This window comes from Nocardia sp. NBC_01327, from assembly GCF_035958815.1.
In the GTDB taxonomy this organism is placed as follows: domain Bacteria; phylum Actinomycetota; class Actinomycetes; order Mycobacteriales; family Mycobacteriaceae; genus Nocardia.
Map to the genome: position 1 here is coordinate 1,009,384 of NZ_CP108383.1, position 25,126 is coordinate 1,034,509.

The window sequence follows — 25,126 nt, forward strand, 5'->3', positions numbered from 1 at the left end:
GAACGACTTCGAGAGGACAAGGGTGACCTCGGACAAGGATGTCTGCGGAACCGATCTTGCGCCTGCACGATTGACGGTGGGAATCGTCTCGGCGGGACGCGTCGGCTCCGTCCTGGGTGCGGCGCTCGAGCGCGCCGGTCATGTGGTTTTCGGCGTTTCCGCTATTTCGGATGCGTCGATTCGCCGGGCCGAGACCCGGCTACCGGACTCCCGGATCCTGCCCGCCGAGGAGGTGGCCGCGCGCAGCGAACTGCTGCTGCTGGCCGTGCCGGACAGTGAATTGGCCGGTCTGGTGGCAGGTTTGGCGGCCGCGCAGGCGGTGCGGCCGGGCACCATCGTGGTGCACACCTCCGGTGCGAACGGCATCGGAATTCTCGCGCCGCTCACCGCACTGGGGACGCTGCCGCTGGCGATTCATCCGGCCATGACGTTCACCGGGCATGACGAGGATGCCGCGCGCCTGGCGAATGCCTGCTTCGGCGTGACCGCCGCGGATGACATCGGTTACGCCATCGCGCAGGCGCTGGTGATCGAAATGGGCGGCGAGCCGGTACGGGTCTCGGAGGAGAACCGCACGCTCTATCACGCGGCGCTGGCGCACGGCAGCAACCATCTGGTGACCCTTGTGGTGGATGCCGTGGAAGCGCTGCGTGCCGCCCTGGCCGGCCCCGGCCTGCTCGGTCAGCAGGTGATCGACGATCAGCCGAACGGGCTTGCCGAAAGAATGCTGGCTCCGCTCGCCTCGGCGGCGCTGGACAATGCGCTGCGACGCGGTCCGGCCGCGCTGACCGGTCCGGTGGCGCGCGGCGATGTGCCCGCGGTGGCGGCGCATCTGACGGCGCTGGAATCGCTGGATCCCCGGCTGGCGGCGGGCTATCGCGCCCTGTCATTGCGTTCGGCGGAACGCGCGCGCAGCAATCCCGCCCTGATCGATCTGCTGGAAGGACGCTGATGGACCCGAAACTGCGTGGCAGCTACAAGCGCGGCGAGCTGACCGTGCTGCACGATCCGGCGGTGGTCACCTCGGTTGCCAAGGCCTTGCGGTCGGTGGGTCGTACGGTCGCCCTCGTCCCGACCATGGGCGCACTGCACGAGGGGCACCTGGAGCTGGTGCGGCGGGCCAAGCGCACCAATCAGGTGGTCATCGTGTCGATCTTCGTGAATCCCCTGCAATTCGGGGCGGGCGAGGATCTGGACAAGTACCCGCGCACGCTCGACGCCGATGTGGCGCTGCTGCGCGCCGAGGGTGTGGAGCTGGTCTTCGCGCCGAGCGCCGCCGAGATGTACCCGGACGGCCCGCGCACCACGGTGCATCCGGGCCCGATCGGTGACGAGCTCGAAGGCGCCGTCCGCCCGGGTCATTTCGCGGGCATGCTGACCGTGGTGGCCAAGCTGCTGCAGATCTGCCGTCCCGCCGAGGCGTTCTTCGGTGAGAAGGACTACCAGCAGCTGGCGCTCATCCGGCAGATGGTGCGGGACCTGAACTTCGATCTGAAGATCGTCGCGGTGCCGACCGTGCGCGAGCGGGACGGCCTGGCGCTGTCCTCGCGCAATCGCTTCCTGGATCCGGTGCAGCGCGAGCTGGCCACCACCCTGTCGGCAGCCCTGGCCGCCGGCCGTCATGCCGCCGGGCTCGGTGCGGAAGCCGTTCTGGCAGCGGCGAATTCGGTGCTCGCCGCCGCACCGGACATCGATCTCGACTATCTGGAGCTGCGCGGCTCCGACCTGGGTGCGGTGCAGGCCAGCGGCAATGCCCGCCTGCTGGTCGCGGCCCGGATCGGCAGCACCCGCCTGATCGACAATCTGCCCGTCACCCTCGGTACGCCGATCGACGGTAATCCGACCACCCCCGAACAGCCCGCTGCGGCAACCCGTTAGGAGGCAACGCCGATGTTGCGCACCATGATGAAGTCCAAGATCCACCGCGCCACGGTGACCCACGCCGACCTGCACTACGTCGGATCGGTGACCGTCGACCAGGATCTGCTCGACGCCGCCGATCTGCTGGAGGGCGAGCAGGTCTGCATTGTCGACATCACCAACGGCGCCCGCCTGGAGACCTACATCATCGCGGGGGAGCGCGGCAGTGGTGTCATCGGAATCAACGGCGCCGCAGCACATCTCGTCAATCCGGGCGATCTGGTGATTCTCATCGCCTACGCCATGATGGACGAGGCCGAGCTGAAGGCGTACGCGCCGCGCGTGGTGTTCGTCGACGACCGCAACCGGCAGGTGGAACTGGGCAGCGATCCGGCGCACGCGCCGGAGGGCTCGGATCTGATCTCGCCGCGCTCGCTGACCTTCGCGAACTGAACGGAGGGGCGGGCACACCCATGCTGCTGACCATCGATGTCCGCAATACCAGTATCGAGCTGGGCCTGTTCTCCGGCAGCGGTGAGCACGCGAAGCTGGTGCGGCACTGGCGGACCCATACCAACCCCCTGCTGACGGCGGACGAGTTCGCACTGCAGGTGCGCGGTCTGATCGGCGCGGACGCCGATCAGGTGGTGGGCGTTTCGGCGCTGTCCACGGTGCCGCCGGTACTGCGCGAGCTACGCGAGATGCTGGGCCGCTACTGGGAGCATGTGCCGCACATTGTGGTGGAACCCGGTGTGCGCACCGGTATTCCGCTGCTGGTGGACAATCCCAAGGAGGTGGGCGCGGATCGCATTGTGAATTGTCTTGCCGCCTATCACCGTTTCCAGCGCCCGGCGATCGTGGTGGATTTCGGCACCGCCATCTGTGTGGATCTGGTGTCGGCCAAGGGGGAGTTCCTCGGCGGCATCATCGCCCCCGGTGTGGAGATTTCCACCGAGGCCCTGGTGGAGCGCAGCGCCCTGCGCCGCGCCGAGCTGGCCCGCCCGCGTTCGGTGGTGGGCAAGAACAGCATGGAGTGCATGCAGTCCGGCGCGGTTTTCGGTTTCGCCGGCATGGTCGACGGTCTCATCGATCGCATTCGCGACGAATTCGATATTTTCTCCGGAAGTGATCACGCGGTAGTCGCGACGGGTGCGACAGCGCCGCTGATCGTCCCGGAGTCGGAGACCATCGACCACCACGAACCGCATCTGACGCTCGAGGGTCTGCGCCTGGTCTACGAGCGCAACCAGCAGCGCCGGCTGCGCTGAGGCCGGGGGCGAACAAATGCAGACCTCATGGTTTGTGACGCAGTCCTCTGCGGCGGGTGCTATTGCTCCGCGGCGATGGCCTGCTAAGCTCGCCCACGTGTATTCCCGTGTGAGCACCCAGGAGTGTTGTCGAGGCTGATTAGCCTCGGCTTTGTCGAGGTTGCGTTTTTAGCCCTCGACCGTAAAACACACTCTTTGGAGTTTCGCCCATGCGATCTTCTTTGCTTTCGATCCCTGTCGCCGATTCGGCGTCCACTCCCGCTCGTACTTCGCGGCTGCTGCCCGAGGTGACCGAGCGGGCCACCGCATCCGCACTCCCCACCCGGCTCCGTCCCGCCGACCTGCTGCGTCTCACCGACGAAGGCGCCGAGGACACCCTGGCCGGCCGCTACGATCACCTGCTGCCCGCCGACGGCCTCTGGCCGGTCGAAAAGCGTTGGGCGGTAAGGCTTCTCTCCGATGACGAGGTCGATCTGTGGCTGATCAGCTGGGTGCCGGACGTGCGCACCGAACTGCACGATCATGCCGGTTCGCTGGGTGCGCTGACCGTGCTCTCCGGCGCGCTGTCGGAATTCCGGTGGAACGGTACGGAACTGCGCCGCCGCACGCTGGCGGCCGGTGACCAGGCCTCTTTCCCGCTGGGCTGGGTGCACGACGTGGTGCGTGCCCCGGAATCGGAGGCGGGAATCTCCGGTCCGCTGGATCCGACATTGAGCGTGCATGCCTATTCGCCGCCGCTGACGGCCATGTCCTATTACGAGGTCACCGGTCACGGCACCCTGCGGCGCACTCGTTCCGTCCTCACCGACCAGCCCGAAGGCGAACTCGAATGACCCACTTGACGATCGACGGCATGCTCGCCGAGGCGCGCGAGCGGCTGCGACGGCTGTATCCGGTGGAAATACCCCAGGCCATTGCCCGCGGCGCGCTGCTGGTGGATATTCGCCCGCAGGCGCAGCGATTGCGGGAGGGCACCCTGCCGGGCGCCCTGGTGATCGAGCGAAATGTCCTGGAATGGCGGCTGGATCCGACCAGTTCGGCGCGTTTGGCGCTGGCCGACGACCACGATCGGGAGTGGATTATCGTCTGCTCCGAGGGTTATACGTCCAGTTTGGCGGCCTCCTCGCTGCAGCAGTTGGGACTGCGCCGCGCCACCGATCTGGTGGGTGGATATCAGGCATTGAAAGCGGCCGGACTGCTCATGGTCGCGGCCACCGCACCGCACTTCGAGCGTGAGGTCGCGACACTCGCCTGGCTCTGATTACAGTTTGCCCGGGTGTGGGAAGAAAAGGGTTTCCGCCGCAAGATAGGCTAGAGCCCCGTGAGCACCCCCACCCCCTCTTCTCCCGCTGGCACCACATCCCCCGCAGGTCAAAACCGTACTACGGTGGCGGCCGTGGAACAGGATGTCCCGGAGCAGATGCGGATTCGCCGCGAGAAGCGGGAGCGGTTGCTGGCCGAGGGACGCGAGCCCTATCCGGTAGTCGTCGGGCGGACGCACAGCCTCGCCGAAATTCGTGCCGCATACCCGGATCTGGCCGCCGATACGCAGACCGGTCAGCAGGTCGGAGTTGCGGGTCGCATTATTTTTCAGCGCAATAGCGGCAAGTTGTGTTTCGCCACTCTGCAGGAGGGTGACGGCACCAAGCTGCAGGCGATGATCAGCCTCAATGGCGTCGGCGCCGAATCGCTGGCGGCCTGGAAGGCCGATGTCGATCTGGGTGATTTCGTATTCGTGCACGGCGAGGTGATCGCTTCGCGCACAGGCGAATTGAGCGTCATGGCGGACGGCTGGGAGATGGCGGCCAAGGCGCTGCGCCCGCTGCCGGTGGCGCACAAGGAGATGAACGAGGAATCGCGCGTCCGGCAGCGCTACGTCGATCTCATCATCCGCCCGGAGGCCCGGGAGATGGCCCGTACGCGGGTCCAGGCGGTCCGTGCGCTGCGGAATGCGTTGGAGCGCAGGGGTTTCCTGGAGGTGGAGACCCCGATGCTGCAGACCATCCACGGCGGCGCCGCCGCGCGCCCGTTCGTCACGCACTCCAATGCGCTGGATCTGGAGCTGTTCCTGCGTATCGCGCCGGAGTTGTTCCTGAAGCGCTGTGTGGTGGGCGGCATCGAGAAGGTCTTCGAGATCAACCGTAACTTCCGGAACGAGGGCGCGGACTCCACCCATTCGCCCGAGTTCGCAATGCTGGAAACCTACGAGGCGTACGGCACCTACGACGATTCCGCGAAGATGATGCGGGAATTGATCCAGGAAGTCGCGCAGGAGGTCTACGGCACGCTGCTGGTGACACTGGCGGACGGAACCGAATACGATCTGTCGGGCGAGTGGACCACCGTCGAGATGTACCCGTCGCTGTCGGAGTCGATCGGTGTGGAGGTCACGCCGGAAACTTCCGTACAGGAATTGCTGGCACTTGCCGATCGCGTCGGTCTGGAAATTCCGCAGGACAAGGGCTACGGTCACGGCAAACTGGTCGAGGAACTCTGGGAGCATGTCTACGGCGACAAGCTGTACGCGCCGACTTTCGTGCGCGACTTCCCCGTGGAGACCTCTCCGTTGACACGTCAGCATCGGAGCAAGCCCGGGGTTACCGAGAAGTGGGACCTGTACGTGCGCGGCTTCGAACTCGCTACCGGATATTCGGAACTGGTCGATCCGGTCATCCAGCGCGAGCGTTTCGAGGATCAAGCGCGTTTGGCTGCCGCGGGTGACGACGAGGCCATGCGCCTGGACGAGGACTTCCTTGCCGCGATGGAGCACGGTATGCCTCCGACGACCGGAACGGGTATGGGAATCGACCGGTTGCTGATGGCCCTGACTGGCTTGGGAATCCGAGAAACGATACTCTTTCCAATTGTGCGTCCGGCAGCTCGTTAGAGTTCGCTGGATTGCATTGTCGGTACCCGTTCTGGGACTATCGAATTTAGCGGTATTCTAGTTTTGGGTAATCGGCCTAACTATGCGGGTCGCACGATTTCGAGAGGACGTTCATCTCATGGCAAAGAAGGTCACCGTTAGCCTGATCGACGATGTCGACGGTGAGTCCATCGCGGACGAGACCATCGAGTTCGCAATCGATGGCGTCTCGTACGAGATCGACCTGTCGACGACTAATGCGTCCAAGCTGCGGGACGGTCTGGAGGTTTGGGTCTCGAACGCGCGTCGCGTGAGCGGCCGGCGCCGCACCAAGACCGCGCTTGCCGGCGCGACCACGAGCCCGAAGAGCCGGGTCTCGATCGACCGCGAACAAAGTGCGGCGATTCGCGAATGGGCGCGCCGGAATGGGCACAAGGTGTCGGCGCGTGGTCGTATCTCCGCGGACATCACGGAGGCTTACAACAAGGCCGCGTCGAAGAACTAGTTGTCTTTGCGACTGCCGCTCGGGTGTTTCGTGCGAGCCCGGGCGGCAGTGGTTTATTTATACGCTTTGCGTATAACTGGTATGAGTGCTGGTTGCCCATATCCGTGGGACGATCTTGCTCGCGCCGACACGGCACGGCACCATTGAACCTGTGCGAACGATGTCACTGGCTGGGCGTAGAGACGAGGTATCGGCGCAGTGACCGCATTTCACGGTTCCTTCCTGCGGGTCAAGGATCATGAGGGCCGTCAGCACGAGCTGATGCTGACCCCTGATCAGCCCCGCATCACCATCGGCCGCTCACCGCAGGCCGATCTCTCCCTGGCCTGGGACGTCGAGGTGTCGCGACTGCACGCGACCGCCGAATATCTGGGCGCACACTGGACCATCGTCGACGACGGCCTCTCCCGCAACGGCACCTTCGTCAATGGTGATCGCCTGGTGGGGCGGCATCGGCTGCAGCCTGGCGATGTCATCCGGATGGGCACCTCGCGGGTCACCTTCCACGATTTCAGCGGCGCCGCAGGCGATGTCACGCAGACCTCCACCGGCGGCCTGCCCACGCTGCGCTCGCTCACCGAAACCCAGCGGACCGTGCTCATCGCGCTGTGCCGCCCCCTGCGCGGCAATGACGGTTTCGCCTCACCCGCCTCCAATCAGCAGATCGCCGCCGAGCTGTTCCTCAGCGTGGACGCCATCAAGACCCATTTGCGCACGCTCTTCGCGAAATTCGGCGTCGAGGATCTTCCGCAGAACCAGAAACGCGTCCGACTCGCGAACCTGGCCATGCAGAGCGGTGTCATCTCCGAACGCGATCTGTAGACGAATGCTGATGTCCGCGAGCTTCTGAACGATGTCGTCTCCCGCCGCCCGGCGGTTGACTGGAAGTCGTTGCTCCCCCGGGGAATCCGGGGCGACGAAGATCCAGTCAGGAGACTCCGATGTTTGCACTTCGCACGATTGCCCTGGTGGCGGCGACGCTGGCGACCGGCCTGGTCGCGGGAGTGTTCTACGCCTACGCGATTTCGGTCATGCCGGCCCTGCACCGCACCGACGACCGCTCGATGATCGACGTGATGCAGAAGATCAATGTGGTCATCGTCAACCCGTGGTTCATGTTCAGCTTCATGGGGGCCGTGGCCTTCACCGTGCTGGCGGCGGCGCTGCATCTGGGCAAGGATTCCCGGACCACGCTGATCTGGATCGCAGTCGCCTTGGCGCTCAATGTGATTGCCTTCCTGATCACCTCCGGCCTGAACGTGCCGCTCAACAATCAGCTGGCCGCGGCGGGCGATCCGGCGCAGATCGGTGATCCGGCCGCGATCCGGTCGCAGTTCGAATCCTCCTGGGTGGCTTGGAATATCGCCCGCGCCGTGCTGCACACCCTGGCGTTCCTGGTGCTGATCGGCGGGTTGTTCGTGGCGGGCATGCAGCACGGCCGGGCGAATGCGGCGGCGCTCCCGACCGGCGGCACGGTGGCGAGCGGGTTCGGCGGCCAGCCGGTGCGCGGCGGCTTCGCAGCCCCCATCGCTCAGGTTCCGGCGCACGGTTTCGCTCCGGCGCAGCCGCAGTTCGCTCCGGCAAAGCCGCAGTCCGCTGTCGCCCAGCCGCAGTTCGCTCCGGCCTGGCAGGCGGCTCCGGGGCAGCGCTAGCCGAGCGGGCTTCCGGCGGGGACCGATTCCGGTCCCCGCCGTTTTGCTATGGCGAAGTGCTATGGGACAGCTGTGTAACAGGTTTCAGAACTTACCCGCCAGTAAGCCCCTCAACGCAAGTGAATTCCGAATAGCTTGTCGGAACACGTTCTAATTTGGGAGGGCTCATGCGTCGTGCGCTGCTGCGCCGGTCGCCGGGATCGTTGTTGATCATGGCAATGCTGGCGGTGCTGTCGGTAGGGGTGAGCGGCACCGCCCATGCCGACTATCCGGTCACCTTCAACTTCTTCGCGGGGATCCCGTACGAGCTCACCAATCCGGGCGGTTCCATGCCCGGTTCGAACGATTGGTCCTGTAAGCCCTCCGCGGTGCATCCGGACCCCGTGGTGCTCGTGCACGGCACCGCCGGTGGCGCACAGACCAACTGGGGGGCCTATATCCCGCTGCTGGCGAACGAGGGCTACTGCGTCTACTCCCTGACCTACGGCAGCCTCGATGTGCCGTGGCCGCTGTCGGCACTGGGCGGCATGAAGTCGATCGAGTCCGAAGCCGCCGAACTGGGCGGCTTCGTGGATCGCGTGCGCACCGCCACCGGCGCTGCCAAGGTCGATCTCATCGCCCATTCGCAGGGCAATATCGTCGGCAACTACTTCATCAAGCGGGCAGGCGGCTCCGGTGAGGTGGATAAATTCGTGGCCATCTCCGCGCCCTGGCTGGGCACCTACGGCGACGGCATGGGCGTGGCCCGGATCTTCGCGCGGGCGCTCGGCGTGAACGATCTGGACGGCGCACTGGGCGGGACCGGCATCTGCCCGGCCTGCTCGGAGATGACCGGCGGCAGCCCCTTCATCGCCGCCCTCAACGCCGACGGCGTGTACGACCCGACCGTGTCGTACACGAATATCGACACCGCCTACGACGAACTGGTCGTGCCGTTCACCAGCGGTCTGGTGCCCGGGCCGAACGCGGTGAACATCCAGGTGCAGAACGGCTGCCCGACCGATTACTCCGATCATCTGGCCATCGCGGGCAGTCAGCGGGCGGCCACCTTCGCGCTCAATGCCCTCGACCCGGCGCATCAGCGTCCGGTGCCGTGCGGCTTCATCCCGCCCTTCACCGGGGCATAGTTCGTATGTTCGCTGTGGGCGTAGCCGAGATGGAAACGTTCCCGGCTACAGGCCCGTTATGAGGGAATGAGTCGTACTGTCGCCGGTTCGCAATAGGGTGGACGGACGACGTGCGTGACCCCCGCCAACTAGAGTGGAGGCGGGGGATGCAACCCCAGGGCTTCATGGCAGGCTGGCGACCAGAAGGGCAGCACAGGGTCTGAAGCGCCGGATGCCGTAGCAAGCGGAGCAGGAAGTGAGGGAGCGATGTTCGAGAGGTTCACCGACCGCGCGCGGCGGGTCGTTGTCCTGGCCCAAGAAGAGGCCCGGATGCTCAACCACAACTACATCGGCACCGAGCACATCCTGCTGGGCCTGATCCACGAGGGTGAGGGCGTCGCGGCGAAGTCGCTGGAATCCCTTGGTATCTCGCTGGAGGGTGTGCGGTCGCAGGTCGAGGAGATCATCGGGCAGGGCCAGCAGGCGCCGTCCGGTCACATCCCCTTCACCCCGCGTGCCAAGAAGGTTCTCGAGCTGTCACTGCGCGAAGCGCTGCAGCTCGGCCACAACTACATCGGCACCGAGCACATTCTGCTCGGCCTGATTCGTGAAGGCGAAGGCGTCGCGGCTCAGGTGCTGGTCAAGCTGGGCGCGGATCTGAATCGGGTGCGCCAGCAGGTTATTCAGCTGCTCTCGGGGTACCAGGGCAAGGAGCCGGTCGAGGGTTCGGGTTCGCGTGGCGAGACGGGTACTCCGTCCACCTCGCTGGTGCTCGACCAGTTCGGCCGCAACCTCACCCAGGCTGCGCTCGAAGGCAAGCTGGACCCGGTCATCGGCCGCTCGAAGGAAATCGAGCGCGTCATGCAGGTGCTGTCTCGCCGCACCAAGAACAACCCGGTGCTGATCGGCGAGCCCGGTGTCGGTAAGACCGCCGTGGTCGAGGGCCTGGCACAGGCCATCGTCAACGGCGAGGTGCCGGAAACGCTGAAGGACAAGCAGCTGTACACCCTCGACCTGGGTTCCCTGGTCGCGGGCAGCCGCTACCGCGGTGATTTCGAGGAGCGCCTGAAGAAGGTGCTCAAGGAGATCAATACCCGCGGCGACATCATCCTGTTCATCGACGAGCTGCACACCCTCGTGGGTGCGGGCGCGGCCGAGGGCGCTATCGACGCGGCCTCGATCCTCAAGCCCAAGCTGGCTCGCGGTGAGCTGCAGACCATCGGCGCCACCACTCTCGACGAGTACCGCAAGTACATCGAGAAGGATGCCGCGCTGGAGCGTCGTTTCCAGCCGGTGCAGGTGGGCGAGCCGACGGTCGAGCACACCATCAATATCCTCAAGGGTCTGCGCGACCGCTACGAGGCGCACCACCGGGTTTCCATCACCGATGGCGCTCTCGTTGCCGCGGCCACGCTGGCCGATCGCTACATCAACGATCGGTTCCTGCCGGACAAGGCGATCGACCTCATCGATGAGGCGGGCGCGCGCATGCGCATCCGCCGGATGACCGCACCGCCGGACCTGCGCGAATTCGACGACAAGATCGCCGATGCCCGTCGCGAGAAGGAAAGCGCTATCGACGCGCAGGACTTCGAGAAGGCAGCCCGCCTGCGCGATAAGGAGAAGCAGCTCGTCGCCAAGCGTGCCGAGCGCGAAAAGCAGTGGCGCTCCGGTGATCTGGACGTCGTGGCCGAGGTCGACGATGAGCAGATCGCGGAGGTGCTGGCCAACTGGACCGGTATCCCCGTCTTCAAGCTCACCGAGGAGGAGACCACTCGTCTGCTCCGCATGGAAGATGAGCTGCACAAGCGGATCATCGGCCAGGAGGATGCGGTCAAGGCCGTCTCCAAGGCGATTCGCCGTACTCGTGCCGGCCTGAAGGATCCCAAGCGCCCGTCGGGCTCGTTCATCTTCGCCGGTCCGTCCGGTGTGGGTAAGACCGAGCTGTCGAAGGCGCTGGCGAACTTCCTGTTCGGCGACGACGATGCGCTCATCCAGATCGATATGGGCGAGTTCCACGACCGCTTCACCGCTTCGCGTCTGTTCGGTGCCCCTCCGGGCTACGTCGGATACGAAGAGGGCGGCCAGCTCACCGAGAAGGTGCGCCGGAAGCCGTTCTCGGTGGTGCTGTTCGACGAGATCGAGAAGGCGCACCAGGAGATCTACAACACTCTGTTGCAGGTCCTCGAGGATGGTCGCCTGACCGATGGTCAGGGTCGTACGGTCGACTTCAAGAACACCGTGCTGATCTTCACCTCGAACCTCGGCACCTCGGATATCTCGAAGGCGGTCGGCCTCGGCTTCGCTCAGAGCAATGCCGAGGGCTCGAACTACGAGCGGATGAAGCTCAAGGTCAACGACGAGCTGAAGAAGCACTTCCGCCCGGAGTTCCTGAACCGCATCGACGACGTGATCGTGTTCCACCAGCTCACCGCACCGCAGATCGTGCAGATGGTGGATCTGATGATCGGCCGCGTCGCCAACCAGCTGCGCAACAAGGATATGGCGATCGAGATGACCGATCAGGCCAAGAGCCTGCTCGCGAAGCGCGGTTTCGACCCCGTGCTCGGCGCCCGTCCGCTGCGTCGCACCATCCAGCGCGAGATCGAGGATCAGCTGTCGGAGAAGATCCTCTTCGGCGAGCTGAGCGCCGGTCAGAGCGTCCTGGTGGATGTCGAAGGCTGGGACGGCGAAGGCCAGGGCGAGAACGCCAAGTTCACCTTCCACGCGAAGGCGAAGCTCACCAAGAAGAGCGACGCTGTGGAAGATGAGCCCGTTGTTGTCGCCGCCGGTGAGGCAGCCGCCGCCTCCGGCGAGTAATCACCACCCCGAAAGCCCCTCTCGTTGTCCGCGAGAGGGGCTTTCGCGTGTCCGGGGTCCGATTACCCCGCGTGGCACCCAAATTGGGTGGCGCTCGGGTGCCCGAATAGTCGATCCTCGGAGCAGTCGAACGAAGGGATCGCATGCTTACCGACGATCAGGTGGAAACTTTCATCACCGACGGCTTCGTGAAAGTCGAGCGGGCTTTCCCGCGCGAGACAGCCACCCGCGCCCGCGAAATCCTCTGGCGCGCCACCGGATGCGATCCGGACGACCCGGCCACCTGGACCCAGGCGGTAATCCGCCTGGCCGACCACGCGGAGGAGCCTTTCGCCCAGGCGGTCAATGCCCCGGCCCTTCTCGAAGCCTTCGACCAGCTGGTCGGTCCCGGCCGCTGGCTCCCGCGAAACAGTCTCGGCGGCTTCCCGATCCGCTTCCCGAGTCCCGAATCACCGGGTGACGACGGCTGGCATATCGATGCGAGCTTCCCCGGCGACGGCCCCGCGGACGACTACATCCAGTGGCGAATCAATGTGCGGTCCAAGGGTCGAGCCCTGCTGATGCTCTTCCTCTTCTCCGATATCGACGCCGAGGATGCCCCCACCCGGATTCGCGTGGGCTCGCATCTGCGTCTTCCGAACGTTCTGGCTCCGTACGGCGAACCGGGCGTCAGCATGTCCGCGCCCGAGCTCATCGAGACCTACAACGCCACAGTCGATCTGCCCCAGGCGCTGGCCACGGGCCGAGCCGGCGACGTCTACCTCTGCCATCCGTTCCTCGTCCACGCCGCCCAGCCCCATCACGGCCGCAACCCCCGCTTCCTCGCCCAGCCGCCACTGCTGCTCCGCGAACCCTGCGTCCTCGATCGCCCGGACAATGCGTATTCGCCTGTGGAACAGGCTATTCGGCGCGGACTGGAGGTCGAGGCCGTCCGCTAGCGGCGCGAAAATCGGAGGCGGGGCAGCGGGTTCGGGCGTACGGTGGGTGAGGTTCGCGAGAGTCGTTCCGGGGGTTCGTATGACAAATTCTGATCTGACGCTTATTGCTGTGCTGCTTGATCGTTCGGGGTCGATGCAGTCGATCAAGACCGATACCGAGGGCGGGTTCGACGCCTATATCGAGCAGCAGCGGGAGGTGCCGAAGCGGATCGAGGTGACTCTCGCTCAGTTCGATACCGAATACGAGCTGGTGTACGCGAATCGTCCGCTGGCGCAGGTGCCGCCGCTGACGTTGCAGCCCCGGGGGATGACGGCGCTGTACGACGCGGTGGGGCGGTTGATCACCGATGTGGGGAGTGAGCTGGCAGCGCGGGCCGAGGCGGATCGGCCGGGGACGGTCATTCTGGTGGTGCTCACCGACGGGCACGAGAACTCCAGCAAAGAGTGGTCGCATGCCGCGGTGAAGTCGCTGATCACCCAGCAGCAGGACACCTACAACTGGAACTTCCTGTTCCTCGGCGCGAATATCGACGCCGTGGCCATCGGCACCGAAATGGGTTTCTCGGCCCGCCGGTCGATCACGTATGCCGCCGCTCCGCAGGGTGTCTCCGGTGTGTTCCGCGCGGCCTCGGCCTATTCGGCCCGGCTGCAGGCGCCGCCGCCCGCCCCCGGTGCACCGGCTCAGCAGGATGCCGGTTTCACCGATGACGAGCGTTCCCAGTCGAATCCGGGTCGCTGAAAAGCTCGAGATTGTTTACCGCCCTTGGCAGGTTGACGCTATTGCCAGCCGGGGCGGACCAGGCCCGATTCGTACGCCAGCACCACCAGCTGCGTCCGGTCGCGGGCGCCGAGTTTGAGCAGGATGCGGCTGACATGGGTGCGCGCGGTGGCGGGGCTCATGAAGAGGCGCTGGGCGATTTCGGCATTGGTGAGGCCCTCGGCTACGAGGGCCATCACCTCGCGTTCGCGGTCGGTGAGTTCGGTGAGGGTGGCGGGGGCGGGTTTGGCGTGCGAGGCGAATTCGGCCACGAGCCGGCGGGTGACGCTGGGGGAGAGCAGGGCATCGCCCCCGGCCACCACGCGAACAGCCTTCACCAGATCGGCGGGTTCGGTGTGCTTCACCAGGAATCCGGTGGCCCCGGCGCGCATGGCCTCGAAGACGTACTCGTCGAGCTCGAAGGTGGTCAGCACCACCACCCGCACCTCGGAAAGTTCGGCGGCAGCGGCGATTTCGCGGGTGGCGGCCAGCCCGTCCAGCACCGGCATGCGAATATCCATGAGCACCACATCCGGGGTGAGTTCCCGTGCCAGCCGCACCGCCTCTTCGCCGTCGGCGGCCTCGCCGACAACCTCGATATCGTCCTGCGCGTCCAGCAGTGCCGCGAATCCGGCGCGCACCAGCGCCTGATCATCGGCGATGACCACCCGAATACTCACGAAACCTCCTGTCGGGCTGCGGCTTCGCAGCATCGGGGCGAGCCTAGGCGGCCGGTTCGGGGCGGGCCAGGTGGATGGGCAGGCGGGCTTCGACCCGGAAGCCGCCGCCGACCTTCGGTTCGGCCAGCAGTCGCCCGCCCAGCGCGTTCGCCCGTTCGGTCATGCCGATAATGCCGTGCCCGCCGCCGGATACCCCGGCGGCCGCGCGCTCCGGCCGGGTGTTCTCGACGCACAGTTGCAGCCGGTCGACCGAATACCGTACCGAGACAAGCACACTCGCACCGGGTGCGTGCCGCACCACATTGGTGAGCGATTCCTGCACGATGCGCGCGGCCGCGACGTCCACCACCGAGGGCAGGCGTTTCACCGGCCCGGTCACAATGGTGCGCACCTGCAGCCCGGCGGCGCGGGCGGGCCGGGTGAGCCCGTCGAGATCGCTGATGCCGATGGTCGGCGTGATGGGTGCGGCCACACTGCTGGTCCCGGACCGGATGGAGCGCAGCAGGGCGTGCACCTCGCCGAGCGCCTCCTTGCTGGCGGTCTTGATGGCGGCCAGCGCGCTCGCGGCCTGTTCGGGCCGCCGGTCGATGAGTTCCAGCGCCACCGAGGACTGCACATTGATGAGCGAGAGGCTGTGTGCGAGCACATCGTGCAGTTCGCGCGCGATGGTGAGCCGTTCCTCGCTGGCGCGCTGTTCGCGTTCGGCCTGTTCCCGCGCGCGTTCGGCGGCCTCGCGCTCGTGCTGTGCGTGTTCGCCGCGCTCGACCTCCGCCTCGCGCTGCTTTCGCGCCAGCACGGCCGCGTGCCGCTGCCGGATGCCCTCGGCAATGGCGGCGAGCACGATCAGCCAGGCGAGCAGTCCGAATTCCTGCCAGGCATTGGTGGTGTAACCGCGCCATTCGGGCACCGGCCACACCATCAGCAGATATCCGAGGGGAACGAAAGAATAGGTGTACCAGCGTGATCCGATAATGCCCGCGGTGAGGAAGGAAATCACCAGCGAGAAGAAGACCGGTCCGTATCCGTAGCCGATGAGCAGGTAGGCGGCGGTGATCGCCAGCGTTCCGTAGAACACCGGATACGGATACCGTCGTCGCAGCGCCAGCAGCAGCGGTCCACCGGCCAGCAGTGCATATCCGAGCAGGTCGAGCTGTCGCAGCTGTGGTTGGTGGGCGTTGGCGAGCGTGCCCGCGCCGAGCTGTATCGCGGCCACCACCAGTGCGAGCAGCACATCCCACCACCGTGCCGCACGAATCTCCATAGCTGAACGGTAGCGCCGTACACGCCTTCGCGGCACTGTCTCGGGGGTAAATACGTCGAGATACGTATGCCGGATCGCGCTGTGCGGCGGATGTTTCCCCGCAGGTGGCGGCGGATTCTCGAAGTATGAACGAAGCGATCGTCGAGACCGACCGGTTGACCAAACGCTACGGCCCGCACACCGCCGTGGATGCCGTGAGCATGACTGTCCGCCGTGGTGAGATCTACGGCTTCCTCGGCCCGAACGGTGCGGGCAAAACCACCACGCTGCGCATGCTGGTGGGCCTCATCCGGCCCTCCGGCGGCACCGCCGCGGTACTCGGCGCGCGCCCCGGCGATCCCGAAACCCTGCGCCGCATAGGCGTTCTCATCGAGGGCCCCGGTTTCTACCCGTACCTGTCCGGTCGCGACAACCTGCGCGTGCTGGCCGAGTACCGCGGCGCCGCTCGCGGCGAGGTCGAGCAGGTGCTGGCCCGGGTCGGCCTGGCCGACCGCGGCAAGGACAGATTCCGCACCTACTCGCTCGGCATGAAGCAGCGACTCGGTGTCGGCGCGGCCCTGCTCGGCCATCCTGACCTGCTGATTCTCGATGAACCCACGAACGGTCTGGATCCCGCCGGCATGGCGGAGATGCGGGAACTCATTATCGGACTCGCCGCCGACGGGCACACCGTCGTGCTGTCCAGTCACCTGCTCAGTGAAGTGCAGGAGATCTGTGATCGTGTCGGCGTGATCTCCGGCGGCCGCCTGCTGGCCGAGTCCACGGTGCGCGAATTACGCGGCGCGGCATCGCTTTTCCTGCGTGCCGAGCCTCTCGAACTGGCCTTCCCCGCGGTGTGCGGGGTGGTCGGCGATCGGTCCGCACTGCTGACCGCCACCGGCATCAGAGTGGATGCCGGTGTGGCAATGGCGCCGGCGGTGGCACGTGCGGTGATCGGCGCGGGCGCGGATCTACTGGAACTGCGCAGCGACGAAAAGTCTTTGGAAGAAGTGTTTTTCGAGATGACGGAGACGGCGAAATGACCGACCTGCTGGCAAGCACCCGGGCCGAAATACTGCGACTGCGCAAGTGGCCCGCCTTCTGGATCGTGCTCGGCACCTGGATCCTGCTGAACCTGACCTTCGCCTACCTGTTCAACTATCTGGCCTACAGCTCCGGCACCAGCACCCGGATGTCGAACGGTCAGCCCCGCGACGTACTGCTGCAGCAGATGCTCCCGGCCGCGGTGCCGGAGGTCTTCACCCAGGGCATGGCCATGTTCGGCGGCGCGCTCATGCTGGTGCTCGGCGCGCTGGCGGTCGGCAGCGGTTACGGCTGGGGCACCTGGAAAACCGTTCTGAGCCAAGGCCCTTCGCGGTCGGCGGCGGTAGGCGGCGTCATGCTGAGCCTGGCGGCGACGGTGCTCACGCTGGTGCTGGTCGCCTTCGTCGTGGATACCGGAGTCGCGGCGCTCATCGCCTCCACGCAGGGGCAGTCCCTGGCACTGCCTTCGGCGGGCCGGATTCTGCTCGGAATCGTCTCGGGCACAGCCATTCTGGGCATGTGGACACTGGCGGGCGCGCTGATCGGCGCGATCGCTCGCGGCCCGGCCCTGGCTGTCGGCCTCGGCCTGGTGTGGGTGCTGGTGGTGGAGAATCTGCTGCGCGGCGTAGCCGGAATCTTCACTCCCATCAGGGCTCTCACCGATCACCTGCCCGGTACGGCCGCCGGATCTCTCGCCGGTTCGCTGCGCACGACCACCGGTCCGGCCACCCCGGGCGTACTGGACATCCTCACCCGAGACCAGTCCCTGCTGATCCTCGCCGCCTATATCGCCCTCTTCGTGGCGGGCACGGTGTGGCTGATCCACCGCCGGGACATGGTCTGAGCGTCGCGCGGTATCGTGCTCCGCCATGGACGTTGCGCCGATCCGGCCTCCCGATCTCTCCACGCGGCCGTTCTTCCTGACTGTCGAACGGATCATGGCGGCCTCGCCGGACGAGCTCTACCGCATGTGCACCCGCCAACTCGGACTGTGGTTCGCCGATCCGGGGTCGGTGCTCATGCGGGAGCCCGCGGTGAACGAGACCTTCTTCTTCACCGCGGGTGGCGGGCACCCGCACTACGGACGTTTTCTCCGGCTGCTGCCCGATCGCCTGATGGAGATCACCTGGGTGACCGGTGCGGGTGGCACCGAGGGCGCGGAAACCGTGCTCACGATTGAATTCTCACCCCACGGTGCGGGCACCGCCGTACTGCTCAGCCACGCCGGATTCCCCGATGCCGAGTCCCGGGACCGCCACGAACAGTCCTGGCCGGCCGTGCTCGCGCAACTCGACCAGCGCGCCGCCGCGGCGGTCTGAGCGGAGTACGTTCGACGCGTCGAGCTTTCGGGGGTTCGGGGGCGAAGCCCCTGAGAGCCCCGAGAGTTGGTCAACCCATTCATCGAAAGGACAGTGATGCCTACACGTACCGCGCGCACCGCTTGGACCGGCGGGCTGCAGGACGGCTCCGGACAGGTCGAGCTGGTGAGCTCCGGCGTCGGCAAGTACGACGTCTCCTTCCCGAAGCGCGCCGCCGACAATGCCGACGGCACCACCAGCCCCGAAGAGCTGATCGCCGCCGCGCACTCCTCCTGCTACGCCATGGCGCTCTCGGGTCAGGTCGGCGCGGCCGGCGGCACGGTGGAGAGCCTGGACGTCACCGCCGACGTCACCCTGAGCCCGGACCCGGCCGGTGGTTTTCGTATCTCCAAGATCAAGCTGACCGTGGTCGGCCGCGCCTCGGGCATCGATGAGGCAGGCTTCCTCGAGGCCGCCGCGGGCGCGAAGGCGGGCTGCCCGATCTCCAAGGCGCTCGCGGGCGTCGACGATATCGAACTGGACGCGACCTTCGAGTCCTGATCTCGGGCACAGTTTTTCGATTCACTGCGACAGGCAGTGCCGGTGACGCATCGGCACTGCCTGTTCCGTACGTTCGTGAAGTAGTGCGACCCGGTTGATCAGGCCTTGCTCTGCACATCGAGGACGACCTCGAACTCGAGCAGCGAGGCGCCGGTCGAGACCGGCTGCCGGTTCTCGCCGCCCGCGTGCGCGGTGCGGGCCGGGCCGTCGCGCCAGGCCTCGAAGGAGTCGTTGGAATCCCAATGGGTGACAACGAAGTAGCGGTTGTCGCCGGAGACCGGGCGGAGCAGCTGGAAGCCGAGGAACCCGGGGGAGTTCTCGACCGCGTGCGCGCGTTGGGCGAAACGCTTCTCCAGTTCGGAGCCCGCGCCCTCGGGAACCTCGATTGCATTGATCTTGACGACTGCCATGCGCCCGAATGTACTACGCGAAACGGACGTATCGTCGAAGCGATGTTTACTGACGAAGGTGGCACAGGCGTACCGATCCTGCTGCTGCACGGGCTGATGGGCAGCGCTCGCACCTGGCGAGGTCAGCTGGAGTGGCTGCGCGAGTTCGGGCATGTCTACACCTTCGACGCGGCCGGGCACGGCCGCCCCGCACCGGCGGAACCGACCACCGAGGCATTTGTCGCGGACCTCGCGGCGGCCACCGCGCGGATCGCCGAACCCATGGTGGTGATCGGGCATTCGATGGGCGGACTGCACGCGTGGATGTTCGCCGCCGCGCATCCGGACCGGGTGCGCGCCCTCGTGGTCGAGGATATGGCCCCGGATTTCCGAGGCCGCACCGCCGAACACTGGGCCGCGGTGATCGGGGCCTGGCCGCAGCCGTTCCCGAATGATGCTGCGGTACTGGAGTTCTTCGGCCCGGTGGCGGGCCGCTACTTCCTCGACTCGTTCACCCGCGGCCCGGACGGCTATCGCCTGCACGGGGAGGTGGCCACCTTCCGCGCTATCTCGGAGGAGTGGGGCACCCGGGATTTCTGGACCCAGTGGACGTCGATCACCGCCCCGGCCCTGCTGATCGAGGGTGAATACACCATCACCCCGCCCGGTCAGATGCGGCAGATGGCCGAGCTGCATCCCGATGCCCGGCATGTCGTGATCGCTCGGGCCGGCCACCTCGTGCACGACGATCAACCTGCCGCCTACCGGGCCGAAGTCGAGGATTTCCTGCGCCGGACCCTTGTTTGATGGCGGGTGCCTTCAGTCTCGGAACCGGCGCATCGTATGCTCGGCACGCACGCAACCCGGAATGAATGGTGACCAACGATGATCGACTTCTCGATTCCCGCCGAACTCGCCGCCGAACGCGATCGGGTACGCCAATTCGTCATCGACAAGATCGTCCCCTACGAGCGTGATCCACGGCTGACCGCGCACGGCCCCACCGACGACCTCCGCCAGGAGCTGGTCGAATTGGCGCGCGCCGAAAAGCTGCTGACCGTGCAGGCCCCCGTCGCCCTGGGCGGCCGCGGACTCAGTCATATCGAGCAGGCCGTGCTCTACGAGGCAGCCGGCTGGTCCACCCTCGGCCCGGTCGCCATGAACTGCGCCGCACCCGACGAGGGCAATATGTTCCTGCTCTCCAAGGTCGCGAACCAGGAGCAGACCGAGCGCTTCCTGCAGCCGGTCATCGACGGCCATCAGCGTTCGGTCTTCGCCATGACCGAACCGGACGGCGCGGGCTCGGACCCGAACCAGCTCACCACCGCCGCCACCTTCGACGGCGAGAACTTCACCATCAACGGCCGCAAATGGCTGATCACCGGCGCCGACGGCGCGAAGACGTGGATCATCATGGCGCGCTTGGCCGATAACCCGCACCTGCCCGCGGGCCCGACCCTGTTCCTCTGCGACGGCGACGCGCCCGGCATCGTCATCGAACGCATCATGAACACCATGGACCGCAATTACGTCGGCGGCCATGCGGTGGTGCGCTTCGAAAACCTTGTGCTGCCCAGGGAATCGGTGCTCGGCGAGACCGGACAGGCGCTGCGGTACGCCCAATTGCGGCTCGCCCCGGCCCGTCTCACGCACTGCATGCGCTGGCTGGGCGCGGCCGAGCGCGCACAGTCCATCGCCATCGACTACGCCAAGACCCGCACCGCCTTCGGCAAGCCGATCGGCGAGCACCAGGGCGTGTCGTTCATGCTGGCGGACAATGAGATCGCACTGCACCAGTGCCGCCTCACCATCTGGCACGCCTGCTGGCTGATGGATCAGGGCGAGAAGGCCCGGCACGAGAGTTCCATCGCCAAATCGTTCGTCTCCGAGGAACTGTTCAAGGTCACCGACCGCTGCGTCCAGGTGCTCGGCGGCATCGGCATCAGCGATGAAACCGTGGTGGAGATGATCTTCCGCGATATGCGCGCGTTCCGTCTCTACGACGGCCCGACCGAGGTACACAAGTACGCCATCGGCCGCCAGATCTTGCGTTAATTTGCCTCCGCTTCGCTCCGGCGGGTTCGCGGCCCTGTTAACCCGGTCTTCCCTCCCTGCGCTCGCCGCTGCGCGGCATTGCTCCGGTCAGTCCAGAACGGGGCGGGCCGCGAACTCGAAGGTGGTGCGGGGGGTGTAATCGGGCGGGGCGGGGTGGCGATTGCGTTTAGGATTCGGTCATGAGTTCGGAACTGCATGTGGACGTGTCCGACGGGGTCGCTGTGCTCACGCTCAATCGCCCCTCTCAGCAGAACGCGCTCACGCCGAAGATGGCGGCGGCACTGGGTGCGGCGCTGCGGCGCTGCGATACCGAGGATGCGATCGGCGCGGTCGTCCTCACCGGCACGCCGCCCGCATTCTGTGCGGGTGCGGATCTGTCGCTCAAGTCCGGCGAGGTGAACGGGCTCATCGATCCGCCGCCCTTCCGCATTCGTAAACCGGTCATCGCCGCGGTGAACGGGCATGCGGTGGGCATCGGCCTGGAGATCGCGCTGCAGTGCGATCTGCGGTACGTGGCGCGCGATGCGGTGTACGGCCTCAATCAGGTTCGCCGCGGCGCCCTGGCCGGCGGCTACGCGCACTGGACGCTGCCCCGGCTGGTCGGCAATGCCAATGCCGCCGATCTGCTGCTCACCGGCCGCACCTTCGACGGTGAAGAGGCGCAGGTGCTCGGTGTGGCCAATTCCTGCCTGCCCGCCAGCGAGGTGCTGCCGACCGCGCTCGCGGTGGCGCACGATATCGCGCACGGTTCCGCGCCGCTTCCGGTGGCGCTGTCCAAGCGACTGCTGTGGGAGGCGCCCGCCATGACGCCGGAAACCGTGGGCCGCCTGGAAACCGAGCTCAACGACTATGTCGCCAAGAGTTCCGACGGCGGCGAGGGCGTGGCCGCGCTCAAGGATCGCAGGCCGCCGAAGTGGACCGGGAGCGTCAGCTCCGAATGGCCGGCCTGGGATGCGGTCACCGGCAGTGCGCCCCGCCCCGGACTGGACTGAGCCTCAAGCCCTTCCGCTGACGACCATCATCAGGAACAGGATTCCGAACAGGACCATGAATATGGTCCCGACGATGCCCAGCACGTAGCCGACCACCACCTGGACCCGTCCACCGTAGGCGCCACCCGACGCCTCGATCTCGTTCAGTGCGCGCCGCCCCATGACCCAGGCCACGGGCCCCAGTGCGCCACAGCAGAACACGCTGAGCGCTCCCATGATCAACACCGCCGTCGCATACTCGTGCTCGGTGGGTGCGCCGATGGGCTGCTGAGGGATGACCACCGCCTGATTTTACGTTCGCGGCGCCGGAATTGCCCTGCGGACTCGCAGTGTTCGGTTGTGCGACACCCCGTTCCGCGTGTCGCGGCGAGTGTGCGAGGCCCGCCCCCGAACGCCGATCGGATTGTGCCGGAGGCGATTCGGGGGCGGCCGGGCTCAGGCGCGGCGCTGGCGCGCGATGTCGGCGAGGACCACGCCCGCCGCCACGGAGGCATTGAGCGATTCCACCGGTCCGGCCATCGGAATGGAGATGATGGCGTCGCAGGTTTCGCGAACCAGGCGGGACAGGCCCTTACCTTCGGAGCCCACCACGATGACAGTCGGTGCGCTGCCGTCGAATTCGTCCAGATGGGTGTCGCCGCCGGCGTCCAGGCCGACGATCTGGTAGCCCTCGTTCGCCCAATCCTTCAGGGTGCGAGTGAGATTCGTGGCGCGCGCGACGGGCAGGCGCGCCGCCGCACCGGCGCTGGTGCGCCATGCGACAGCGGTGACGCTGGCACTGCGCCGCTGCGGGATGACCACGCCGTGACCACCGAACGCGGACACCGAGCGAATGACCGCACCCAGATTGCGCGGGTCGGAAATATTGTCGAGCGCCACCAGCAGGGCCGGCTCGCCGGAGGCTCGCACGCGCGCCACCATGTCGTCCGGATGCGCGTAGCGGTACGGCGGCACCTGCAGGGCGACGCCCTGGTGCATACCGTTGCGGCTCATCTTGTCCAGATCGCTGCGCGGCACCTCGAGGATGGTGATGCCGGTATCCGCGGCGATCTTCACCGATTCGGTGAGCCGGTCGTCGTTCTCGGTGCCGACCGCGACGTACAGCGCGGTCGCCGGAACCTCCGCGCGCAGGCACTCCACCACGGGGTTGCGGCCGAGCACCAGTTCCGGGCCCTCATTGTCCTTGCGCCCGGCGATCGGACGGCTCGCATTGCGGCTGCGCGCGTCCGCGGCGGAGGTCTTCGCCTTCGCCGCCGCCTTGGCCCGCTTGGCCGCGGGATGTTTGGTGCGCTCGACCGCGGGCGGCGTCGCGCCCCGGCCCGCGAGCCCGCGGCTGCGCTTGCCGCCGGAGCCGACGACGGCGCCCTTCTTGGTGCCGTCCTTGCGGGTCGCACCGCGTCGCTGCGAATTGCCTGCCATTACTTCGCCTTCCGTATTACGCGGGAAACCCGCAGTCGGCCGGTCACGGGAGAACCCGCGCTCCGTCGATCATGCGGGAAACCTGCATCCGGTCGGCGCAGCGAACGGCTGCGCCCAAATATCTGTGCCGCCCGAAGACGGCGCTTGGCTGCCCAGGGGCAGTGTGCGACCCGGCGTCAGCCGTGTCATGTCTCGCCTCGAGTATCTCGAGACCCTGTTCCGCCGGGAGACCCGGCCGAACTCAGCGCTCTTCCTTGGTCAGTGACCACTCCGGGCCGCGCGGAGTATCGGTGACCTCGACCCCCGCCGCCTTCAGGCGATCGCGGACCGCATCGGCCGCCGCCCAGTCCTTATCGGCCCGAGCCTGCTGCCGGCGTTCGAGTTCCGCGCCGATCAGCACGTCCAGGGCCGCCACCGCGGTGGACGAATCGGCGGGCGCGGCCCAGTGCGGATCGAACGGGTCCACGCCGAGAATTCCCAGCATGGTCCGGATCTGCCCGGCCAGCACGCGCGCGCCGTCCAGATCGCCCGCCTCCACCGCCTTGTTGCCCTCGTGCACCAGGCGGTGAATTTCGGCGAGCGCCTTGGGAACTCCGAGATCGTCGTTCAGCGCATCGGCGAAAGCCTCGGTCCAGGTTCCCGGAAGAATATCCCCGGTCCGTTCGGCTACCCGCTGCACGAATGCCTCGATGCGCTGGTAGGCGGCAGCGGCCTCGGTGAGCGCCTGGTCGGAGTACTCGAGCATGGAGCGGTAGCTGACGCTGCCCAGGTAGTAGCGCAGCTCGACGGGCCGAACGCCGACCCGCTGCAGCACATTCGGAATGGACAGCACATTGCCCAGTGATTTGGACATCTTCTCGCCGCCCATGGTCACCCAGCCGTTGTGCAGCCAGTAGCGGGCGAACCCGTCCCCGGCCGCACGCGACTGCGCGATCTCGTTCTCATGGTGCGGGAAGATCAAATCCATTCCGCCGCAATGGATATCGAATTCGGCGCCGAGGTAGTACTCGGCCATGGCGGAGCATTCCAGATGCCAGCCCGGGCGACCCGGACCCCACGGCGACGGCCAGCTCGGCTCACCGGGCTTGGCGGCCTTCCACAGCGTGAAATCGCGCGGATCCTTCTTGCCCTGCCCGAGGCTCTCGCCCTGGTGCACATCGTCGAGCCGATGCCCGGACAGCTTGCCGTAATCGGGGAAGCTCACGACGTCGAAATAGACATTGCCCTCGGACGGGTACGCGTGCCCGCGCTCGATGAGCCGCTCCATCATGCACACCATCTGCGTGATGTGGCCGGTTGCCCGCGGTTCCGCGGACGGCGGCAGCACCCCGAGCGTGTCGTACGCGCGATCGAAGGCCCGCTCGTGCGTGGCGGCCCACTCCCACCACGGGCGGCCGTGCTCGGCGGCCTTGTTCAGAATCTTGTCGTCGATATCGGTGACGTTCCGGACGAAGGCCACATCGGAACCATTGGCGCTCAACCAGCGTCGCAGCACGTCGAAGGCGACGCCGCTGCGCACATGTCCGATATGGGGTTCGCCCTGCACGGTGGCGCCGCACAGGTACACCGAAGCGTGGCCGGGGACCAGCGGAATGAAATCACGCAGGGTCCGCGTCTCGGTGTCGAACAGGCGCAGAGTCACGACCAGGCATCCTAGCTGTTGAGATATGGCGGAA

Annotated in this window: 27 protein-coding genes; 21 read left to right on the forward strand and 6 right to left on the reverse strand. The window is 66.6% G+C overall.

Annotated features, from left to right (window positions below; translation table 11 throughout):
• The first annotated feature begins 22 nt into the window (after positions 1–22).
• From OG326_RS04430 to OG326_RS04495, 14 genes are all read left to right on the forward strand, one after another.
• Positions 23–952: a Rossmann-like and DUF2520 domain-containing protein gene (locus OG326_RS04430; RefSeq protein ID WP_327143348.1), complete on the forward strand. Its 930-nt coding sequence runs from the start codon at positions 23–25 to the stop codon at positions 950–952.
• Positions 952–1,878, forward strand: a complete 927-nt coding sequence (gene panC, locus OG326_RS04435) for a pantoate--beta-alanine ligase (RefSeq protein WP_327143349.1) — start codon at positions 952–954, stop codon at positions 1,876–1,878. The genes OG326_RS04430 and panC overlap by 1 nt, the downstream gene beginning before the upstream one ends.
• Positions 1,879–1,890: 12 nt before the next feature.
• Positions 1,891–2,313, forward strand: coding sequence for an aspartate 1-decarboxylase (panD, locus tag OG326_RS04440; protein ID WP_327143350.1), 423 nt, complete (start codon positions 1,891–1,893; stop codon positions 2,311–2,313).
• A gap of 20 nt (positions 2,314–2,333) precedes the next feature.
• The gene (locus tag OG326_RS04445; RefSeq protein WP_327143351.1) at positions 2,334–3,128 is read left to right on the forward strand and encodes a type III pantothenate kinase; all 795 of its coding nucleotides are present in this window, start codon (positions 2,334–2,336) and stop codon (positions 3,126–3,128) included.
• A 209-nt stretch (positions 3,129–3,337) separates the two neighbouring features.
• On the forward strand, positions 3,338–3,961 hold the full coding sequence (locus tag OG326_RS04450) for a cysteine dioxygenase (protein ID WP_327143352.1): 624 nt from the start codon (positions 3,338–3,340) through the stop codon (positions 3,959–3,961).
• Positions 3,958–4,389: a rhodanese-like domain-containing protein gene (locus OG326_RS04455; protein WP_441342915.1), complete on the forward strand. Its 432-nt coding sequence runs from the start codon at positions 3,958–3,960 to the stop codon at positions 4,387–4,389. Before OG326_RS04450 ends, OG326_RS04455 begins: the two co-directional genes overlap by 4 nt.
• A 159-nt stretch (positions 4,390–4,548) precedes the next feature.
• The gene (gene lysS, locus OG326_RS04460) at positions 4,549–6,015 is read left to right on the forward strand and encodes a lysine--tRNA ligase (RefSeq protein ID WP_327146368.1); all 1,467 of its coding nucleotides are present in this window, start codon (positions 4,549–4,551) and stop codon (positions 6,013–6,015) included.
• 118 nt (positions 6,016–6,133) lie between these two features.
• The gene (locus OG326_RS04465; RefSeq protein ID WP_327143353.1) at positions 6,134–6,499 is read left to right on the forward strand and encodes a histone-like nucleoid-structuring protein Lsr2; all 366 of its coding nucleotides are present in this window, start codon (positions 6,134–6,136) and stop codon (positions 6,497–6,499) included.
• A 198-nt stretch (positions 6,500–6,697) separates the two neighbouring features.
• On the forward strand, positions 6,698–7,321 hold the full coding sequence (locus tag OG326_RS04470) for an FHA domain-containing protein (protein ID WP_327143354.1): 624 nt from the start codon (positions 6,698–6,700) through the stop codon (positions 7,319–7,321).
• Positions 7,322–7,440: 119 nt separating this feature from the next.
• On the forward strand, positions 7,441–8,151 hold the full coding sequence (locus OG326_RS04475; RefSeq protein WP_327143355.1) for an anthrone oxygenase family protein: 711 nt from the start codon (positions 7,441–7,443) through the stop codon (positions 8,149–8,151).
• 167 nt (positions 8,152–8,318) lie between these two features.
• On the forward strand, positions 8,319–9,278 hold the full coding sequence (locus OG326_RS04480) for an esterase/lipase family protein (RefSeq protein WP_442790913.1): 960 nt from the start codon (positions 8,319–8,321) through the stop codon (positions 9,276–9,278).
• A 246-nt stretch (positions 9,279–9,524) separates the two neighbouring features.
• The gene (locus OG326_RS04485; protein WP_327143356.1) at positions 9,525–12,077 is read left to right on the forward strand and encodes an ATP-dependent Clp protease ATP-binding subunit; all 2,553 of its coding nucleotides are present in this window, start codon (positions 9,525–9,527) and stop codon (positions 12,075–12,077) included.
• Between the two features lie 143 nt (positions 12,078–12,220).
• Positions 12,221–13,015, forward strand: coding sequence for a phytanoyl-CoA dioxygenase family protein (locus tag OG326_RS04490; protein WP_327143357.1), 795 nt, complete (start codon positions 12,221–12,223; stop codon positions 13,013–13,015).
• Between the two features lie 133 nt (positions 13,016–13,148).
• On the forward strand, positions 13,149–13,754 hold the full coding sequence (locus tag OG326_RS04495; protein WP_327143358.1) for a VWA domain-containing protein: 606 nt from the start codon (positions 13,149–13,151) through the stop codon (positions 13,752–13,754).
• A 38-nt stretch (positions 13,755–13,792) separates the two neighbouring features.
• Here the strand turns inward: OG326_RS04495 and OG326_RS04500 are convergent, their stop codons facing one another.
• Positions 13,793–14,452: a response regulator transcription factor gene (locus tag OG326_RS04500; RefSeq protein ID WP_327143359.1), complete on the reverse strand. Its 660-nt coding sequence runs from the start codon at positions 14,450–14,452 to the stop codon at positions 13,793–13,795.
• Between the two features lie 43 nt (positions 14,453–14,495).
• Positions 14,496–15,713 (reverse strand): sensor histidine kinase, encoded by a 1,218-nt coding sequence (locus OG326_RS04505; protein ID WP_327143360.1) that lies wholly within the window; start codon positions 15,711–15,713, stop codon positions 14,496–14,498.
• A gap of 125 nt (positions 15,714–15,838) precedes the next feature.
• Here OG326_RS04505 and OG326_RS04510 point away from each other — a divergent pair, with 125 nt between their 5' ends.
• The 4 genes from OG326_RS04510 (at position 15,839) to OG326_RS04525 (ending at position 18,595) form a co-directional block, all read left to right on the forward strand.
• Positions 15,839–16,735: an ABC transporter ATP-binding protein gene (locus tag OG326_RS04510; RefSeq protein WP_327143361.1), complete on the forward strand. Its 897-nt coding sequence runs from the start codon at positions 15,839–15,841 to the stop codon at positions 16,733–16,735.
• Positions 16,732–17,580 (forward strand): ABC transporter permease subunit, encoded by an 849-nt coding sequence (locus OG326_RS04515; protein ID WP_327143362.1) that lies wholly within the window; start codon positions 16,732–16,734, stop codon positions 17,578–17,580. Before OG326_RS04510 ends, OG326_RS04515 begins: the two co-directional genes overlap by 4 nt.
• Positions 17,581–17,605: 25 nt before the next feature.
• Positions 17,606–18,055 (forward strand): SRPBCC family protein, encoded by a 450-nt coding sequence (locus OG326_RS04520; RefSeq protein ID WP_327143363.1) that lies wholly within the window; start codon positions 17,606–17,608, stop codon positions 18,053–18,055.
• Between the two features lie 96 nt (positions 18,056–18,151).
• Positions 18,152–18,595: an OsmC family peroxiredoxin gene (locus OG326_RS04525; protein ID WP_327143364.1), complete on the forward strand. Its 444-nt coding sequence runs from the start codon at positions 18,152–18,154 to the stop codon at positions 18,593–18,595.
• Positions 18,596–18,693: 98 nt separating this feature from the next.
• On the opposite strand, the gene OG326_RS04530 is transcribed toward OG326_RS04525, so the two are convergent.
• Positions 18,694–19,005: an antibiotic biosynthesis monooxygenase family protein gene (locus tag OG326_RS04530; protein WP_327143365.1), complete on the reverse strand. Its 312-nt coding sequence runs from the start codon at positions 19,003–19,005 to the stop codon at positions 18,694–18,696.
• 42 nt (positions 19,006–19,047) lie between these two features.
• On the opposite strand from OG326_RS04530, the gene OG326_RS04535 reads away from it, so the two are divergent.
• The 3 genes from OG326_RS04535 (at position 19,048) to OG326_RS04545 (ending at position 22,031) form a co-directional block, all read left to right on the forward strand.
• The gene (locus OG326_RS04535) at positions 19,048–19,791 is read left to right on the forward strand and encodes an alpha/beta fold hydrolase (RefSeq protein WP_327143366.1); all 744 of its coding nucleotides are present in this window, start codon (positions 19,048–19,050) and stop codon (positions 19,789–19,791) included.
• Positions 19,792–19,869: 78 nt separating this feature from the next.
• Entirely contained in the window at positions 19,870–21,039 is a 1,170-nt protein-coding gene (locus tag OG326_RS04540; protein ID WP_327143367.1) for an acyl-CoA dehydrogenase family protein, read from the forward strand.
• A 179-nt stretch (positions 21,040–21,218) separates the two neighbouring features.
• The gene (locus OG326_RS04545; RefSeq protein WP_327143368.1) at positions 21,219–22,031 is read left to right on the forward strand and encodes an enoyl-CoA hydratase/isomerase family protein; all 813 of its coding nucleotides are present in this window, start codon (positions 21,219–21,221) and stop codon (positions 22,029–22,031) included.
• Between the two features lie 3 nt (positions 22,032–22,034).
• Here OG326_RS04545 and OG326_RS04550 read toward each other — a convergent pair whose 3' ends face one another.
• From OG326_RS04550 to cysS, 3 genes are all read right to left on the reverse strand, one after another.
• Positions 22,035–22,313: a DUF4190 domain-containing protein gene (locus OG326_RS04550; protein WP_297607759.1), complete on the reverse strand. Its 279-nt coding sequence runs from the start codon at positions 22,311–22,313 to the stop codon at positions 22,035–22,037.
• Positions 22,314–22,466: 153 nt separating this feature from the next.
• Positions 22,467–23,450 (reverse strand): 23S rRNA (guanosine(2251)-2'-O)-methyltransferase RlmB, encoded by a 984-nt coding sequence (rlmB, locus tag OG326_RS04555; RefSeq protein WP_327143369.1) that lies wholly within the window; start codon positions 23,448–23,450, stop codon positions 22,467–22,469.
• Positions 23,451–23,691: 241 nt separating this feature from the next.
• A complete protein-coding gene (gene cysS / locus OG326_RS04560) occupies positions 23,692–25,092 on the reverse strand; it encodes a cysteine--tRNA ligase (RefSeq protein ID WP_327143370.1) in 1,401 nt (466 codons plus the stop codon).
• Between the last annotated feature and the right edge of the window lie 34 nt (positions 25,093–25,126).